16 protein-coding genes are annotated in these 16141 nt (G+C 73.0%); 6 read left to right on the forward strand and 10 right to left on the reverse strand.

The window, feature by feature from the left end; translation table 11 throughout:
• Positions 1-25: 25 nt before the first annotated feature.
• Together ABZ471_RS19790 and ABZ471_RS19795 are read right to left on the reverse strand one after the other, a co-directional pair.
• Entirely contained in the window at positions 26-1324 is a 1299-nt protein-coding gene (locus tag ABZ471_RS19790) for an MFS transporter (protein ID WP_359068062.1), read from the reverse strand.
• Between the two features lie 95 nt (positions 1325-1419).
• Positions 1420-2034, reverse strand: a complete 615-nt coding sequence (locus ABZ471_RS19795) for a LysE/ArgO family amino acid transporter (RefSeq protein ID WP_359068063.1) — start codon at positions 2032-2034, stop codon at positions 1420-1422.
• Positions 2035-2100: 66 nt separating this feature from the next.
• Between ABZ471_RS19795 and ABZ471_RS19800 the strand changes: the two genes are divergently transcribed.
• Entirely contained in the window at positions 2101-2985 is an 885-nt protein-coding gene (locus ABZ471_RS19800) for a LysR family transcriptional regulator ArgP (protein ID WP_359068064.1), read from the forward strand.
• A 3-nt stretch (positions 2986-2988) separates the two neighbouring features.
• On the opposite strand, the gene ABZ471_RS19805 is transcribed toward ABZ471_RS19800, so the two are convergent.
• Complete coding sequence (locus ABZ471_RS19805) at positions 2989-3696, reverse strand: TetR/AcrR family transcriptional regulator C-terminal domain-containing protein (RefSeq protein ID WP_359068065.1); 708 nt, start codon at positions 3694-3696, stop codon at positions 2989-2991.
• Positions 3697-3821: 125 nt separating this feature from the next.
• Between ABZ471_RS19805 and ABZ471_RS19810 the strand changes: the two genes are divergently transcribed.
• Positions 3822-5042, forward strand: a complete 1221-nt coding sequence (locus ABZ471_RS19810; RefSeq protein WP_359068066.1) for a saccharopine dehydrogenase C-terminal domain-containing protein — start codon at positions 3822-3824, stop codon at positions 5040-5042.
• Positions 5043-5167: 125 nt separating this feature from the next.
• Positions 5168-5419 carry a WhiB family transcriptional regulator gene (locus ABZ471_RS19815; RefSeq protein WP_359068067.1) on the forward strand — a complete coding sequence of 84 codons (252 nt, stop codon included), beginning with the start codon at positions 5168-5170 and terminating at the stop codon, positions 5417-5419.
• A gap of 22 nt (positions 5420-5441) precedes the next feature.
• On the opposite strand, the gene ABZ471_RS19820 is transcribed toward ABZ471_RS19815, so the two are convergent.
• Genes ABZ471_RS19820 through ABZ471_RS19835 form a run of 4 tightly spaced genes read right to left on the reverse strand, consistent with a single transcriptional unit; the run spans position 5442 to position 10214 of the window.
• Positions 5442-7268, reverse strand: coding sequence for a HAMP domain-containing sensor histidine kinase (locus ABZ471_RS19820; protein ID WP_359068068.1), 1827 nt, complete (start codon positions 7266-7268; stop codon positions 5442-5444).
• Positions 7265-7972 carry a response regulator transcription factor gene (locus ABZ471_RS19825; protein ID WP_359068069.1) on the reverse strand — a complete coding sequence of 236 codons (708 nt, stop codon included), beginning with the start codon at positions 7970-7972 and terminating at the stop codon, positions 7265-7267. The genes ABZ471_RS19820 and ABZ471_RS19825 overlap by 4 nt, the downstream gene beginning before the upstream one ends.
• Positions 7973-7983: 11 nt before the next feature.
• Positions 7984-8745: a L,D-transpeptidase family protein gene (locus ABZ471_RS19830; RefSeq protein WP_359068070.1), complete on the reverse strand. Its 762-nt coding sequence runs from the start codon at positions 8743-8745 to the stop codon at positions 7984-7986.
• Between the two features lie 41 nt (positions 8746-8786).
• Positions 8787-10214, reverse strand: a complete 1428-nt coding sequence (locus ABZ471_RS19835; protein WP_359068071.1) for a M1 family metallopeptidase — start codon at positions 10212-10214, stop codon at positions 8787-8789.
• Between the two features lie 167 nt (positions 10215-10381).
• Between ABZ471_RS19835 and ABZ471_RS19840 the strand changes: the two genes are divergently transcribed.
• Entirely contained in the window at positions 10382-10732 is a 351-nt protein-coding gene (locus ABZ471_RS19840) for a DUF488 family protein (protein WP_359068072.1), read from the forward strand.
• Positions 10733-10810: 78 nt separating this feature from the next.
• Here the strand turns inward: ABZ471_RS19840 and ABZ471_RS19845 are convergent, their stop codons facing one another.
• Together ABZ471_RS19845 and ABZ471_RS19850 are read right to left on the reverse strand one after the other, a co-directional pair.
• The gene (locus ABZ471_RS19845) at positions 10811-12484 is read right to left on the reverse strand and encodes an FAD-binding dehydrogenase (protein ID WP_359068073.1); all 1674 of its coding nucleotides are present in this window, start codon (positions 12482-12484) and stop codon (positions 10811-10813) included.
• 19 nt (positions 12485-12503) lie between these two features.
• A complete protein-coding gene (locus ABZ471_RS19850; protein ID WP_359068074.1) occupies positions 12504-13133 on the reverse strand; it encodes a helix-turn-helix domain-containing protein in 630 nt (209 codons plus the stop codon).
• Between the two features lie 125 nt (positions 13134-13258).
• On the opposite strand from ABZ471_RS19850, the gene ABZ471_RS19855 reads away from it, so the two are divergent.
• Both ABZ471_RS19855 and ABZ471_RS19860 read left to right on the forward strand, forming a co-directional pair.
• Positions 13259-13888, forward strand: a complete 630-nt coding sequence (locus ABZ471_RS19855; RefSeq protein ID WP_359068075.1) for an alpha-ketoglutarate-dependent dioxygenase AlkB — start codon at positions 13259-13261, stop codon at positions 13886-13888.
• A gap of 69 nt (positions 13889-13957) precedes the next feature.
• On the forward strand, positions 13958-15193 hold the full coding sequence (locus ABZ471_RS19860; protein ID WP_359068076.1) for a DUF4032 domain-containing protein: 1236 nt from the start codon (positions 13958-13960) through the stop codon (positions 15191-15193).
• On the opposite strand, the gene ABZ471_RS19865 is transcribed toward ABZ471_RS19860, so the two are convergent.
• Positions 15194-16060, reverse strand: coding sequence for a universal stress protein (locus tag ABZ471_RS19865; RefSeq protein ID WP_359068077.1), 867 nt, complete (start codon positions 16058-16060; stop codon positions 15194-15196).
• Between the last annotated feature and the right edge of the window lie 81 nt (positions 16061-16141).

Consider the following 16141-nt stretch of genomic DNA (forward strand, 5'->3'; position numbering starts at 1 on the left):
AGCAGCACAGGACCGATGGCGCCCCTCAGACCCGGTAGCGGCGTAGGGCCGGGCACGTGGCGGCCAGGGTCAGCATCACCGCGACGACCAGCGCGCCGCCGCCCGCCACGGCGGCCCGGGCGCCGAACGCCGAGCCGGCCGTGCCGTGCAGCACGTCGGCCAGGCGCGGACCGCCCGCGACGACCACGGTGAACACCCCCTGCATCCGGCCGCGCATCTCGTCGGTCGCGGCGGAGAGCAGGATCGCCCCGCGGAACACCATGGAGACCATGTCGGCGACCCCGGCGGCGGCGAGGAAGACCACGGCCGGCCAGAGGTTGCCGCTCAGCCCGAACCCGGCGATGGCCACGCCCCAGCCGACGACCGCGCCGATGACCATCCACCCGTGCCGCCGCGCCCGCGAGAAGACGCCCGAGAACAGGCCGCCGAGCACCGCGCCGACCGGGATTCCGGCGAAGAGCACGCCGAGCGCCAGCCCTTCGCCGTAGGAGCCGTACGTCTGTGAGGCCAGCTGCGGGAACAGGGCACGGGGCATGCCGAGGACCATGGCCACGATGTCGGCGAGGAAGGAGAGCAGCAGCACCTTGTGCCCGGATATGTAGCGGAACCCGTCCGCGATCTCGCGCACCCCGGCCCGGCGGGCCGGTCTCTCGCCGAGCGGCGGCAGCGCGGGCAGCCGGAACACCGCCCACACGGTGATGCAGAGGGCCAGCGCGTCGATCAGGTACAGCTCGGGCAGTCCGATGACCGGGATCAGCACACCGGCCAGCAGCGGGCCGGCGACCAGGCCGGTCTGCCACACGGTCGAGCCGAGAGCATTGGCCGCGGGCAGTTCCTCGGCCGGGACGAGACGGGCGATGGAAGCGGTACGGGCCGGCGAGTTGAGACCGAAGAACGCCTGCTGCACGGCGAGCAGCAGCACGAGGGCGACGACGGAGTCCAGCCCGGTGACGGCCTGCACCCAGAACAGCAGCGAGGTCACAGCGATACCGGTGTTCGTGACCAGCATCAGCTTGCGCCGGTCCACCGTGTCGGCGATCGCCCCGCCCCACAGCGCGAACACCACCATGGGCACCAGTCCGGCGAGGCTGGCGTAGCCGACCCAGGCGGAGGAGTGGGTGATGTCGTAGATCTGCTTGGGTACGGCGACGGCGGTCAGCTGGCTGCCGACGGCGGTGACGATGGTCGACGACCAGAGCCGCCGGTAGGCCGGGATGCGCAGGGGCCGGGTGTCCATCGCCCAGCGGCGCCAGCCGCGCCGGGGCAGGGCCGGCGCGGCGGGGCCGGCGGTATCGGGTTCGGTGCTGCTCTCGCTCGTGTCCACGGGTTTCCTGGTCGCTCGACAGAGATTGCTCGATACATCTTTCGAATTCGAGCCTCACTATGGCAGCAACTGCTGTGCCCGCCGAACCGGTTGTCTCAGGATCCGGCGACGAGCAGGGCACCCAGCCCGAGCATGGTGACGGCGACCAGGCCGTCCAGCGCCCGCCAGGCCGTGGGACGGGCGAGGAAGCGGCCGAGCAGCCGGGCGCCGAAGCCGAGCGCGGCGAACCAGCACAGGCTCGCGAGCGCCGCGCCGAGCCCGAAGGTCCAGCGCAGCGGGCCGCGGTCGGCCGCGAGGGAACCGACCAGGAACACCGTGTCCAGGTAGACGTGCGGGTTGAGCCAGGTCATCGCCAGACAGGTCAGCACCGCCCGCCGCCGTGAGCCCACCGCCTCCCCCTCCGCACGCAGGCCGGTACCGGGCCGTAGGACCCGGCGGGCGGCGAGGGCGCCGTAGCAGAGCAGGAACGCGCCGCCGACGAACCCGACGGCCCGTACCGCGCCCGGCCAGGCCACCACGACCGCTCCGACCCCGGCGACGCCGAGCGTGATCAGCAGCGCGTCGGACAGGGCGCAGATGCCGACCACCGCGAGAACGGCTTCACGGCGCACCCCCTGGCGCAGCACGAAGGCGTTCTGGGCGCCGATGGCGACGATCAGGGAGAGGCCGGTGCCGAATCCGGCGGCCGCGGCGGTCAGTGCGTGGTTCATGCCCTCGACGTTAGGCAAGCGATCACTGTAGGTACAGCTAAAGATTCTTACGTATCCTTAGCGCTCGTGATGACGGAGCTTCCCCTGGAGCAGGTGCGCACGCTGCTCGCCGTGGTCGACGAGGGCACGTTCGACGCGGCGGCCGCGGCCCTGCATGTGACGCCGTCGGCGGTCAGCCAGCGGGTCAAGGCGCTGGAGCAGCGGACCGGCCGGGTACTGCTCCAGCGCACCAAGCCCGTGATCCCGACGGACTCGGGTGCGGTGCTGGTCCGGTTCGCCCGGCAGCTCGCCCGGCTGGAGGGGGATGCGCGCGCCGAGCTGGGGCTGAGCGGCGCCGGGGAGCCGACACGGGTGTCGGTCGCGGTGAACGCGGACACGCTGGCGACCTGGTTCCTCGCGGCACTGACCCAGGTGGACGGGCTCTGCTTCGAGCTGCACCGCGAGGACGAGGACCACACGGCCGCGCTGCTGCGCGAGGGCCTGGTGATGGCGGCCGTGACCTCCTCTGCGGACCCGGTGCCCGGCTGCTCGGTCCGCCCGCTGGGCCGGATGCGCTACCTGCCGGCGGCCGCACCGGAGTTCGCCGCGCGCCACCTGGACGGGCCCCTGCGGGACCTCCTGCCGGAGGCGCCCGTCGTGGTCTTCGACCGCAAGGACGACTTCCAGGACGGCTTCGTACGGAAGCTGGGCGGCCCGGCGGCCGGACCGCTGCGGCACTACGTGCCGACCTCGGAGGGCTTCCTGGACGCGGTCGTCGCGGGCCTCGGCTGGGGCATGCTCCCCGAGGCCCAGGCCGGCCCGCTGCTGCGCGAGGGACGTCTCGTCCTGCTCGCCCCGCGGCAGTGGATGGACGTCAGGCTGTACTGGCAGCAGTGGAAACTCGACTCCCCCGCGCTGGAGGCCCTGGCCGAGGCGGTGACGGCGACGGCGGCCCGGGCCCTGCGCCGGTGACGGTCAGGGCGTCTGCGCGCCCAGCCGGCCGGCCGCGCTGTCCAGCAGCATCTCCAGGGCCGCCGGGTAGGCGCTGGTGACCATGCGCCGGGCGAGCAGCGGGGCCGCCTCGGCGATGCGCGGGTGCGTGGCGCGGGGCAGGCGGGCGTAGGTCGAGTGCCACTTGTCCTCGTCGGCCCGCTGGGAGGCGCTCGGCAGGGCCAGGGAGGCGGAGTCCAGGGCGGCGAAGGCCAGCGTCTGGTCGATGAAGGCGTGGTAGACACCGACCGTCTCGGCCACCGAGAACCCGGCCGTGCGCAGGACGTCCAGGACCGCCTCGTCGGCGGCCAGTTCCTGGGCGCGCCCGGTGACCCGGTTCGCGGTCAGCAGTGCCGCCTGCGGGTGCGCCACGTACGCGGCGTGGATGCGCAGTCCGATCGCCCGCAGGTCCGCCCGCCACTGTCCCGTCGGCCGCCAGCCCGCCAGCGCCTGGCCCATGAGCGCGTCCCCGATGGCCAGGGTCAGGTCGTCCATGCCGTGGAAGTACCGGTACAGGGTGCTGGGATCGCAGTCGAGGGCGAGGCCCAGACGGCGCGCCGTCAGCCCGGTGCTGCCGTGCTCGCGCAGCAGGCGCAGCGCGGTCTCGACGATCAGCGGCTCGGTCAGCACGGTGCCGCTGCGGGTCGGCCGGCGCCGGCGGCGCTTCTCCTCGGGCACCACGGGCTTGGGCACGGCGGAACCTCTCTCGCGTTCTTATGCCAACGCCATTGACCTTACGCCATGCCCGGGCGTTGGATTCCGGACAAGGCGCGCCTGCCCGTTCTCATCACCGTTCGTGTCAGGCAGGGAGTTTCGTCATGCGTGTACTGCTCGTGGGAGCCGGCGGCGTGGGCACCGCCATCACCCGGATCGCGGCCCGGCGCCCGTTCCTCGACCTGATGGTGGTCGCCGACTACGACCCCGCCCGGGCCGAGGCGGCGGTCGCGGCCCTCGGTGCCGCCGGGGACCGGTTCCGTGCCGAGCGCGTGGACGCGGGCGACGAGGCCGCGGTGGCCGGCCTGCTCGCCCGCCACGGCTGCGACGTCCTGCTCAACGCCACCGACCCGCGGTTCGTCATGCCCCTGTTCCGCGCGGCGCGCGCGGCCGGTGCCGGCTATGTCGACATGGCGATGTCCCTGTCGCGGCCGCACCCCGAGCGGCCCAACGAGGAGTGCGGGGTGAAGCTGGGCGACGAACAGTTCGCGCTGGCCGAGGAGTGGGAGAAGGCGGGCGCGCTCGCCCTGGTCGGGATGGGCGTGGAGCCCGGTCTGTCGGACGTGTTCGCCCGGTACGCGGCCGACGAACTCTTCGACACGATCGAGGAGATCGGCATCCGCGACGGCGCGAACCTCACCGTCGACGGCTACGACTTCGCCCCTTCCTTCAGCATCTGGACCACCATCGAGGAGTGCCTGAACCCGCCGGTCGTGTACGAGGCCGGGCGCGGCTGGTTCACCACGCCCCCGTTCAGCGAGCCCGAGGTGTTCGACTTCCCCGAGGGCATCGGGCCGGTGGAGTGCGTGAACGTCGAGCACGAGGAGGTGCTGCTGGTGCCGCGCTGGGTCGGCGCGCGGCGCGTCACCTTCAAGTACGGCCTGGGCGGGGAGTTCATCGAGACGCTCAAGACGCTGCACCGGCTGGGACTTGACCGCACCGATCCGGTGACCGTGCCCGGCGCGGACGGACCGGCCGTGGTCTCCCCGCGGGACGTGGTCGCCGCGTGTCTGCCCGATCCGGCGACGCTGGGCGAGCGGATGCACGGCAAGACGTGCGCGGGCACCTGGGTGCGCGGCACGAAGGACGGGGCGCCGCGCGAGGTGTATCTGTATCACGTGGTCGACAACCAGTGGTCCATGGCGGAGTACGGTTGTCAGGCGGTGGTGTGGCAGACGGCGGTCAATCCGGTCGTCGCCCTCGAACTCCTCGCCACCGGCGCCTGGTCGGGCACGGGCGTCCTCGGTCCCGAGGCCTTTCCCGCTCGTGCGTTCCTCGACCTGTTGACCGCGTACGACTCCCCGTGGGGTCTGCGCGAGCAGTGACCGGCCGCGGCCGTCGCCGTCCGGTCCCCTGTCGGTTCCGCTGTTTCATGCCGCCTCGACCGGTCACCCGCATCCGAGGAACGCATGCGACAGGGCACGGACGACTTCGATCGCAGGAGACCTCGATGGACAACTGGCGCGACCATGCCGCGTGCCGTCACGAAGACCCCGACCTGTTCTTCCCCATCGGCACCACCGGACCCGCGCAGGTGCAGACCCGGCAGGCGAAGGCGGTGTGCGGGCGCTGCCCCGTCCAGGAGCGGTGCCTGGACTGGGCGCTGGGGACGGACCAGTGCATCGGCATCTGGGGCGGTACGACCGAGCTGGAGCGGCGCGCGCTGCGGCGCCGGGCGCGCTACCGGCCGCGCCTGCGCTGACCGGGCGCCCGTGCCGGAGGCCTCACGGTTCGTCGCCCGGCGGCGCGGCCGCCGGCAGCCGCAGGGTGAACACCGCGCCCCGGCCGGGCTCGCTCGCGGCCTCGGCCGTGCCGCCGTGGGCGGCGACCAGGTGGCGGACGATGGGCAGGCCGAGGCCGCTGCCGCCGGTGCGGCGGCTGCGGGACTTCTCGGCGCGCCAGAACCGGTCGAACACATGCGGCAGGTCCTCGGGGGCGATGCCCGGGCCGGTGTCGGTGACGGTGAGGACGACGTCCTCGCCCTCCCGGCGGGCGGCCAGCGTGACCGTGCCGTCGGCGGGGGTGTGGCGCAGCGCGTTGGAGACCAGGTTTCCGAGCGCCTGCCGCATCCGCACGGGATCCGCCTCCAGCCAGGCGGAGTCGTCGGCCTCGGCACGCAGGGCGACCCCGGCGGCGTCGGCGGCCACCCGGTGAGCGGCGGCAACCTGGTCGAGCAGGTCACCGGCGTGCAGCGGCTCACGGTGCAGGCGCAGGGTGCCCGCGTCTGCGGCCGCGAGGTCCTGGAGGTCGTCGATGATCCGCTGGAGCACCAGTGACTCCTCGTGCAGGGAGGCCAGCAGGGCCGGATCGGGGTCGACGACGCCGTCGCGGACCACCTCCAGCCAGCCGCGGATGTTGGTGAGCGGGCTGCGCAGTTCATGGGCGATGTCGCTGACCATCGCCTTGCGCTGGGCCTCCAGGCGCTCGCGGCGCTCGGTCAGGTCGTTGAACGCCTCCGCGAGGATGCCGGTCTCGTCCCGGGTGGTGACCGGGACCCGCACATGCAGCTCGGGCGGCTGCTGTGCGGCCGCGGTCAACGCGCGCAGGGGCCGTACCAGCCGGACGGCGACCACGGCGGTGACGGCGACGGTGACGGCGAGGACCAGGCCGGCCGCGCCGATCACCTTGGCCTTGTTACCCGTGGACATGTCGAAGCGGGAGGGGTTCTGGTCGCCGATACCGAGGAACAGCTCGGCGACCGGGGCGACATAGGGCTCCAGCTGGGTGCGGCGGGCGCTCAGCACACACTGCTGCGCCGCCTGTCCCACCTTGGCCGGCCGCGCGAACTTGGACATCGGATAGCCGCCGGAAAAGGGGTCCTTCCCGCCGGGGTCGAAGGTGAGGAACAGCGGCCCGCCCAGGTCCAGTCCGGCCCGTTTCAAGCACGGGCGGGCCAGCTCCGAAAGCCCGGCCAGGGCCCTCTCCTCCGTCGGCACCGGGGTGTTCAGCTGTCCGTCCCCGCACTGCTCCACGGCGTAGGAGGTGTCGGTGCCCTCGGGGCTGCTGAGCACGGGTCGTCCGCTCGGGGTCCGCACGACCGTGGCGTCGACGCCGAAGCGCTCGTAGCACTGCCTGCGCTTGGCGGCCAGCGCGTCCAGCCGGTCCCGCTCCTTGGACGTGACCCGGTAGGGGCCGACCACCCGGGGATCGATGCCGCTCAGCTGGGCCCCGCTCTCGGTGTAGGTGTCGGTGTGCAGGGGGTCGACGGTGGCGGCGGGACGGGGCGGCAGCGGGGTGCCCCGCGGCGCGGAGTCGGCGACGAAGGTGCGTTCGGCGGTGGTGAGCGCGATGCGCCGGCCGGTCCTGGCGGCCAGGTCACGCACGGTGCGCTGGACGCCCGCCCAGTCCGGGTGTTCGGCGGCGTACCCGCTGAGCTGGGCGAGGATGCTGTTGTCGGCGGCGAGGTCCTGGCCCTGCTCCTCCTTCAGGGCGCTGGTGGTGGTCGTCACCGCGAGCCAGGCGGTGGCCGCCACCGAGCAGACGGCGATGAGGGCCGAGACGAACAGGAGCCTGACGAGCAGCCGTTTGCGCAGCGGTATCCGGCGCTTCACGGTCGGCCGCCGCTCAGTTTGTAGCCGACGCCGAACACGGTCACCAGGCGGACCGGCCGCCGCGGGTCGGCCTCGATCTTCCGGCGCAGGTTCATGATGTGCACGTCGACGGCCCGCTCGGTGGAGGCCCGGTCGAGGCCGCGCGTGAACTGGAGCAGCTGCCGCCGGGAGAACACCCGCTCCGGCTCCCCCGCCATGGCCAGCAGGATCTGGAACTCGGCCGGCGTGCACTCCACCGGCCCGCCGTCGCAGTGCACCTCGTGGCGTACGGGGTCGACGCTGATCCCGGCGGCCCGTACGACGGGGTCGGCGTCCCGGGTGTTCCCGCCGCGCCCGCTGCGCCGCAGGACCGTACGGATACGGGCCATCAGTTCGCGGGGGCTGTACGGCTTGGTCATGTAGTCGTCGGCGCCCAGTTCCAGGCCGAGCAGCACGTCGTCCTCGGCGGCGCGCGCGGTCAGCATCACCACGGGGATGTCCGGGTCCTCGGCGCCGGTGCGCAGCACCCGGCACACCCCGAAGCCGTCGATCACCGGGAGCATCAGGTCGAGCACGACGAGGTCGGGTCTCAGGCGGCGGGCCGCGTCGAGCGCGGCCGCGCCGTCGTGCACCACCGTGGCGGTGTGCCCCTCGGCCAGCAGGGAGCGGCGGATGAGTTCGGCCTGCTTCTCGTCGTCCTCGGCGACCAGTACATGTGCGCACACGAGTTCGGATCCTAGGCGGCCGGGTCGGCGAGCCAGTCGGCGTACCCCATGACGACGACCGGATGCCGGTGCGGGTCGAGGGTGCGCAGGAGTTCCTTCATGTGCGCCTTGGCGACGCTGACGCAGGCGTGGGTGGGGCCGCCGTGGTCGACGTGCAGCCAGACCCCGCCGCCCCGCTTCGGGCCGAGGGGGCGGGTCCAGTCCAGGGGAGAGGTGCCCGGCTTGCGGTTGTAGTCGATGGCGGCGACGTAGTCGAAGGACCCGGCGAGGGGTTCGCCCTCGAAGCCGGTGCCGGGCGAGACGAACCCCCGGGAGTGGTGGTACGGCAGTCTGCTGCCCGGGTCGGGCAGCAGGCCGCCCGCGTCGCTCAGGGTGAAGACGCCGAGCGGGGACCGCAGGTCGCCGACCGTGTGGTGGTCGCTCCAGCCGTGCAGGGCGTTGTGGGCGGGCCAGGCGGCGCCCGCCTGCCAGCCGGTGTCGGTGCGCTCGTACAGCACGACCGTGGACAGCGGGGAGTTCCTGCCACGTCCGGTGACGACGACGGCCTGCCGGGAGCGGTCCGGTATCGCGGCGTGGATCTTGGGACCGAGGCCGGGTATCCGCTGGGGTGCCGCTTCCACGGCGGTCCCGGGTGTGGTTCCGGGTGTGGGGGTGGCCGTCGGCGCCGGGCGGGTGGCCGGGATGCGGCGCTCGGTCGCCTCGGCTCCGCCGCCGCAGCCGGTGAGCAGCAGCGGGGAGGCGAGGAGAGCGACGGCGGTTCTGCGCTGGATCATGGATCGACCATGGCCGATCCATGTGTGGAACTCGTCAGGTTCTAGGACTTGTTCGGCTTGCCCTGCGTGTAGATCCAGGTGTGGAGGAGCCCGTCCAAGTCCTTTCCGGACAGGTGCTCGGCGACCCTCACGAACTGGGCCGTCGTACCGTGCCCGGCCCGGTGCTCGGCCGCCCAGCAGCGCAGGATCCGGAAGAAGTCCCGGTCGCCGACGGCCTTGCGCAGCTCGTGCAGGGCCATCGCGCCACGGGCGTAGACGGGCGTGCCGAAGATGTTCTTGCCGCTGCCCGGATCGCCGGGCGGGAAGGACCACAGCTCGTCGCTCGCCGGGCGGCCATAGAGGGCGTCGAAGGTCTTCTGGGCGCTGTCGCCGCCGTGCTGCTCGCTGTAGAGCCACTCGGCGTAGGTCGCGAAGCCCTCGTTGAGCCAGATGTCCTTCCAGGCGGTGACCGAGACGGAGTCCCCGAACCACTGGTGGGCGTTCTCGTGGACGAGGGTGCTCACGCCGGGCGCCGAGTCGTAGACGGGCCGGCTCTCGGTCTCCAGCGCGAAGCCGACGTCCGGGGCGTGGTCGACGATCGAGCCGGCGGCGCGGAACGGGTACGGCCCGAACAGCTTGCTCTCCCATTCCAGGACGGAGGGCAGCTTCTTCAGCACGGGCGCGGCCGCGCGGGCCTCACGGGCGTCGACGGCGTTGTAGACCTCGATGCCGTCGCGGGTGGTGTAGTGCTCGACCTTGAACTTGCCGACGGTGGCGGTGGCCAGGTAGGCGGCCATGGGCTCGGCCTGGTGCCAGCGGAAGGTGGTACGGCCGTTCGCGGTGTGCTGCCCGCGCAGGACGCCGTTGGCGACGGCGGTACGCCCCTTGGGGACCGTGATCGTGAAGTCGTACGTCGACTTGTCCTTGGGGTGGCTGTTCGCCGGGAACCAGGACATCGCGCCCTGCGGCTCGCTCGCGACGAAGGCGCCGTCGTCGGTGGGGATCCAGCCGTCCTGGGAGCCGTCCGGGTCGGTGACGGGCTTGGGGGTGCCGTTGTAGGTGACGGTGACGCGGAACTCCTGGCCCTTGTGCAGGGCGTGGCGCGGGGTGACGACGAGTTCCTGGCCGCTGTGCCGGAAGCCGGCGGCGCTGCGGTCGACGGTGACGCCGGTGACCTTCAGGCCCTTGAGGTCGAGGTCGAAGCGGGTGAGCTTCTGGGTGGCGCGGGCGGTGAGGACCGCCTTGCCGTCGAGGTGCCGGGAGCCGGTGTCGTAACGGAGCGTCAGGTCGTAGTGCTCGACGTGGTAGCCGCCGTTGCCGCTGAGCGGGAAGTACGGGTCGCCGGCGCCGGCCGCGCCGTGGGTGCCGGCCGCCGCGGGTCCGGCGGCCCCGAGCAGTGCCGCCACGGCCACGGGGACGGTGGCGAGGACCGCCTCGCGGCGGAGGACTGCGGTACGTCGTCCCGGGGCCTGTCTGTGGGGTGCCGTCACGGGCGCTCCTTCAGGGGGGTGGCGATGATCGATTCGCCCACAGCGTAGGCCCGCACGGACCACGGTTTCCCCCTCGATCAGGTCAAGTCACGCCGCGTCGCCGCCCCGTGGCGCGGGGCTGCCGCAGTAGGCTCACGCAACCGTCCGCGCGCCGAAGGGGACCGACCGTGAGCGTCCGAGTACGCCGGATCTACGCATCGCCGGAGCCCGGCGACGGCCTGCGCGTGCTGGTGGACCGGTTGTGGCCGCGCGGCGTCGCCAAGGACGTGGCGCAGGTCGACGAGTGGCCCAAGGCACTCACGCCGTCGACGGAGCTGCGTCGCTGGTACCACGCGGGCGAGGGCGGCTACGCGGAGTTCCGCCGCCGCTACGAGGCGGAACTGGCCGCTCCCGAGGCCGCCGAACTGCTCGACGGCCTCAGGGAGTCGGCGCGCGGCGGCCCGGTGACCCTGCTCACGGCGTCCAAGACGCCCGAGGAGAGCCATGCGGCGGTGCTGGCGGAGCTGTTGAAGGACTGAGGCCGGGGCTTCCGCCGCACCGCCGCTCGCGCCGGTGCAGCTCGTGCCGGATCGGCCTCTGCCCTTCACCCCGCCGATTCAGGCCGTCTGCCGCGCCGCCGCCCGGCCCGCGGCGCGGCCCGAGAACAGGCAGCCGCCGAGGAAGGTGCCCTCCAGGGCGTTGTAGCCGTGGACGCCGCCGCCGCCGAAGCCGGCCACCTCGCCCGCGGCGTACAGCCCGTCGAGGGGCTTGCCGTCGGCGCCGAGCGCGCGGGAGTCGAGGTCGGTCTGGATGCCGCCGAGGGTCTTGCGGGTCAGGACGTGCATCCGGACACCGATCAGCGGGCCCGCGGCCGGGTCCAGGATGCGGTGCGGCGCGGCGACCCGGCCGAGGCGGTCGCCGATGTAGCGGCGGGCGTTGCGGATGCCCTGGACCTGGGAGTCCTTGCTGTACGAGTTGGCGATCTGGAGATCACGGGCCTCGATCTGGCGGCGCACCTCGGCCGCGTCCAGCAGGGGCTTGTCGGTGAGGCCGTTCATCTTCTCGACCAGCTGCTCCAGGGTGTTCGCGGTGACGAAGTCCGCGCCCTTGTCGAGGAAGGCCCGGACGGGGGCGGGGGCGCCCTTGCCGAGCAGCCGGTCGCGCAGGACGGCCTTGCGGTCCTTGGCGGTGATGTCGGGGTTCTGCTCGGAGCCGGAGAGCGCGAACTCCTTCTCGATGATCTTCCGGGTGAGGACGAACCACGAGTGGTCGTACCCGGCGATGTCCTCGGTCGTGCGCAGGTACTTGAGGGTGTTCAGGGTGTCGTAGCCGGGCAGGCAGGGGTCGGGCAGCCGGCGGCCGAGGGCGTCGAGCCAGACGGAGGACGGGCCGGGCAGGATGCGGATGCCGTGGCCCGGCCAGACGGGGTTCCAGTTCTGCAGGCCCTCGGTGTAGTGCCACATCCGATCGCGGTTGACCAGGCGCACGCCCGCCTCGGCGCTGATGTCGAGCATGCGGCCGTCGACGTAGGCGGGGACGCCGGTGACCATCTCGGCGGGGGGCGTGCCCAGCCGCTCGGGCCAGTAGCGGCGGACGATGTCGTGGTCGGCGCCGATGCCGCCTGAGGTGACGATCACGGCCTGGGCGGTGAGTGCGAAGTCGCCGACGCGCTCACGGCTGGAGGCCACGCCGCGCGGCGAGTCGTCGTCGGCGAGGACGGTGCCGCGCACCCCGCGCGCCGCGCCCTCCTGGATGACCAGCTCGTCCACCCGGTGACGGTGGTAGAAAGTGAGCAGTCCGTCCCGGGCGGCCTGCCGGGCGTACCCGACGAAGGGCTCGACCACGCCGGTGCCGGTGCCCCAGGCGATGTGGAAGCGGGGTACGGAGTTGCCGTGCCCGTCGGCGCGCAGGTCGCCGCGCTCGGCCCAGCCGACGGTCGGCAGCAGCGTGATGCCGTGGCCCTCCAGCCAGGACCGCTTCTCGCCGGCCGCGAACTCGACGTAGGCGCGGGCCCAGCGCACCGCCCAGGAGTCCTCGTCCTCCAGGCGGTCGAACTGCGCACTGCCCCGCCAGTCGTTCCAGGCGAGGTCGAAGGAGTCCTTGATGCCGAGGCGCCGCTGCTCGGGCGAGTCGACGAGGAAGAGCCCGCCGAAGGACCAGAACGCCTGGCCGCCGAGGTTGGCCGCGTTCTCCTGGTCGACCAGGGCGACCCGCCGGCCCCGGCTGGTGAGTTCGTGCGCCGCGACCAGGCCGGCGAGGCCCGCTCCGACGACGATGACGTCCGCGTCCATGGCGTCCCTTTCCTTCCCTCTACGTCTCTACGGGGGTGCCGCTGCCGTCGGTCAGCAGGGCGGTGAGCAGTTGCTTGAGCCAGGTGCGGGCGGCGTCGACGTCCCGGTCCAGCAGCAGCTGGGTGGTGACGCCGTCGTAGGCCGCGACCACCGCGCGGGCGGCGCCGTCGACGTCGCCGAGCACGAGGGGCAGTTCGGTGTGGCCCCGGACCCGGAAGAGCCGGTCGGCGATGGCCTCCCGGAGCCGGGTGCGGTGGTCGAGAAGGGCCTGTGCGACGGCCGGCTCGCGGGCCGCGTGCACCAGGAAGTCGGTCTTCACCAGCAGCCAGTCCACGTCGAGCAGCAGGACCTCGGTGACCCGGTCCACGGAGGCGGGCACGTCGAGGTCCGGCCCGTCCTGGGCGAGGGCGTCGGCCACCTGGGAGGCGATGAGGTCGGCGCGCTCCTGGTACAGGGCGAAGAACAGCTCGTCCAGGGTGGCGAAGTTGGAGTAGAAGGCGCCGCGGCTGTAGCCGGCGGCCTCGCAGACCTCCTCGATGGACACGCGGCCGAAGCCCTTGGCGGCGAACACCGCGAAGGCGGCGTCGAGCAGGTTGGCCCGCGTCCGGGCCCGCCGCCGGGTGACGCGCCGGGCCGTCTCCTCCGCCATCGTCAGACCTCCGTTCGATACGGGAATGTATCCGATACACCGCTGTATCGAAAGGGCCGCCTCTCCTCAGCCTCTCCCACACACAAAAAGGGAACACATATTCGATTAAGGGGTACGCTGGCTCCATGTCCACGCACCTCCAGGGCTCCCTGTTCGACCAGACCGACGAGCTGCGCCTCGGTTCCCTCCACGGACTGCGCCGGACCGGACTGGGCCGCGGCGCCTGGATCGACGTGCTGCCGGGCTGGCTGAGCGGCGCCGACACCCTGTTCGAACGGCTGGCGGCCGAGATCCCGTGGCGGGCCGAGCGCCGCAAGATGTACGACAACGTGGTGGCCGTACCGCGCCTGCTCGCCTTCTACGCGGCGCACGACCCGCTGCCGCACCCCGTGCTGGACGAGGCCAGAGCGACCCTGTCCGCGCACTACGCCGAGGAGCTGGGCGAGCCGTTCACCACCGCCGGCCTGTGCTTCTACCGCGACGGCCGGGACAGCGTCGCCTGGCACGGCGACCGGATCGGGCGGGGCGCCCGCGAGGACACGATGGTCGCGATCCTCTCCGTCGGCGCGCCCCGGGACCTGTTGCTGCGGCCGGCGGGAGGCGGCGGCACGACGGTCCGGCGACCGCTCGGGCACGGCGACCTCATCGTCATGGGCGGCTCCTGCCAGCGCACCTGGGAGCACTGCGTCCCCAAGACCGCTCGCGCGACGGGACCGCGCATCAGCATCCAGTTCCGGCCGCAGGGCGTGCAGTGAACGGCCCGTTCCGGATGCGCTCGTGGACGGGATACCGGCAACGCCCGCCCTGGCCTTAGGGTTCGCCCCATGGCCTTGCAGATCAGCGCCACGAACCCGGAGCACCCCGCGCTCCTGCTCGAACTGCCCTGGGACGTACCCCTGGAGGAGTGGCCCGAGGAGTACCTGGTGCCGCTCCCCCGGGGCATCTCCCGGCACGTCGTGCGCTACGCGCAGGCCGGCGACGAGGTGATCGCCGTCAAGGAGCTGGCCGAACGGCCTGCGCTGCGCGAGTACCAGCTGCTGCGCGACCTGGACCGGCTGGGCATCCCCGCCGTCGATCCCCTCGCGGTGCTCACCGGCCGCACCGACACCACCGGTGCCCCGCTGGAGCCGGTGCTGGTCACCCGGCATCTGCGCGGCTCGATGCCGTACCGCTCGATGTTCGAGACGACCATGCGCCCGGCGACCATGCACCGGCTGATGGACGCCCTCGCGGTGCTGCTGGTGCGGCTGCACCTGGCCGGGTTCGCCTGGGGCGACTGCTCGCTGTCCAACACGCTGTTCCGGCGGGACGCGGGCGCCTACGCCGCGTACCTGGTCGACGCCGAGACCGGCGAGCTGCATCCGCGGCTCAGCCCCGGGCAGCGGGAGTACGACCTCGACCTGGCCCGTGTGAACATCAGCGGCGAACTGCTGGACCTGGAGGCGTCCGGCGCGCTCCACCCGGCCGTCGACCCCGTGGCGTTCGGCCACGAGATCTGCACCCGCTACGACGGCCTGTGGCAGGAGCTGACCCGCACCTCGGTGTATCCGGCGGGCAAGTACCACTACATAGAACGCCGGATACGCCGGCTCAACGACCTCGGCTTCGACGTGGCCGAGATGCAGATCGAACACTCCGCGGGCGGCGACACGGTCACCTTCGTGCCCAAGGTCGTCGACGCCGGGCACCACCAGCGCCAGCTGCTGCGGCTGACCGGCCTGGACACCGAGGAGAACCAGGCCCGCCGGCTGCTCAACGACCTGGAGAGCTGGATGGCCACCCAGGACGACTACGCGCCCGGCGACCCCCTCGCCGCCCGCCCCGAGGTGCTCGCCCACCGCTGGGTGCGGGACGTGTTCCGGCCCACCGTCCGCGCGGTCCCGCTGGAGCTGCGCGGCACCATGGATCCGGCCGAGATCTACCACGAACTGCTCGAACACCGCTGGTACCTGTCCGAGCGGGCCCAGCACGACATAGGTCTGGGCACCGCGGTCGAGGACTACCTCAGCAACGTCCTGCCCAGGGCCCGCGCGACCCTGGAGCCGACCGCGCCCGAGTAGTCACTCGTGCGGGACGACCGCCACCGGGCACTCGGCGTGGTGCAGTACGCCGTGCGCGACCGACCCGATGCGGGCGCCCACGGCTGTGCGGTGGGCGCGCCGCCCGACGACCATCAGCTGCGCCCGCACGGCCGTCTCGAGCAGCACCTGCCCCGCGCTGCCCAGCTCCACGTGCTCGGCCACGGGCACCTGCGGGAAGCGTTCCCGCCACGGCTGCAGCGCCTCGGCGAGGGCCTTCTTCTCGAACGGCTCCAGCCCGCCGGCGTCGTCCAGGAGCTTCAGCGAGCCCGGGCTGTAGGCGAAGACCGGCGGCAGCGTCCAGGCCCGCACGGCCCGGACGGCGGCGCCGCGGGCGGCCGCCGTCTCGAACGCGAACCGCAGGGCGGCCGCGCTGTCCTGCGGACCGCCCTGCTGGCCGACGACGACGTCCCGGCCCGCCGCTTCCGCTGCCGGCCGGTCCCCGGCCCGCACCAGCACCACGGGCCGGGTCGTCTCCGCGATCACCTGCTGGCCGACGGAACCCACCAGGAACCCGACCACGGCGCCGTGCCCGCGCGAGCCGAGCACCAGCATCTCGGCCTCCGCAGCCGCGGTGACCAGCGCCTCGACGGCCCCGGCCTCGACCACGTCCACGCTCACCCGAAGCTCCGGGTGCCGGGCGGAGACGGCACGCACGGCCTCCGCCGCCCCGGCCGACACCCAGCCGTGCTGCGTGTCCCGGTCGGCCGACTCCAGGGCCTCGTGGAAGCGCCACACGTGCACCACACGCAGCGGCAGTCCCCGGCGTACGGCCTCCCGACCCGCCCAGTCCAGCGCGGCCAGGCTCGCCTGGGTACCGTCCACCCCTGCCGTGATCGGGCGTGCCATGTGTGGGCCTCCTCGTCGTCCGCGTCCGCGGGGCCAGTCTTCACCACGCGGCGGTCACAGCTCTGGAACGGGACGTATCCC

The organism is Streptomyces sp. NPDC005728, from assembly GCF_040630895.1.
GTDB lineage: Bacteria > Actinomycetota > Actinomycetes > Streptomycetales > Streptomycetaceae > Streptomyces.

Bases quoted from the DNA above. Each gene is read 5' to 3' on its own strand.
- ABZ471_RS19860 (WP_359068076.1), top strand. From the start codon at position 13,958: ATGGCCTTGCAGATCAGCGCCACGAACCCGGAGCACCCCGCGCTCCTG.
- ABZ471_RS19810 (WP_359068066.1), top strand. From the start codon at position 3,822: ATGCGTGTACTGCTCGTGGGAGCCGGCGGCGTGGGCACCGCCATCACC.
- ABZ471_RS19855 (WP_359068075.1), top strand. From the start codon at position 13,259: ATGTCCACGCACCTCCAGGGCTCCCTGTTCGACCAGACCGACGAGCTG.
- ABZ471_RS19795 (WP_359068063.1), bottom strand. From the start codon at position 2,034: ATGAACCACGCACTGACCGCCGCGGCCGCCGGATTCGGCACCGGCCTC.
- ABZ471_RS19845 (WP_359068073.1), bottom strand. From the start codon at position 12,484: ATGGACGCGGACGTCATCGTCGTCGGAGCGGGCCTCGCCGGCCTGGTC.
- ABZ471_RS19865 (WP_359068077.1), bottom strand. From the start codon at position 16,060: ATGGCACGCCCGATCACGGCAGGGGTGGACGGTACCCAGGCGAGCCTG.
- ABZ471_RS19815 (WP_359068067.1), top strand. From the start codon at position 5,168: ATGGACAACTGGCGCGACCATGCCGCGTGCCGTCACGAAGACCCCGAC.
- ABZ471_RS19830 (WP_359068070.1), bottom strand. From the start codon at position 8,745: ATGATCCAGCGCAGAACCGCCGTCGCTCTCCTCGCCTCCCCGCTGCTG.
- ABZ471_RS19850 (WP_359068074.1), bottom strand. From the start codon at position 13,133: ATGGCGGAGGAGACGGCCCGGCGCGTCACCCGGCGGCGGGCCCGGACG.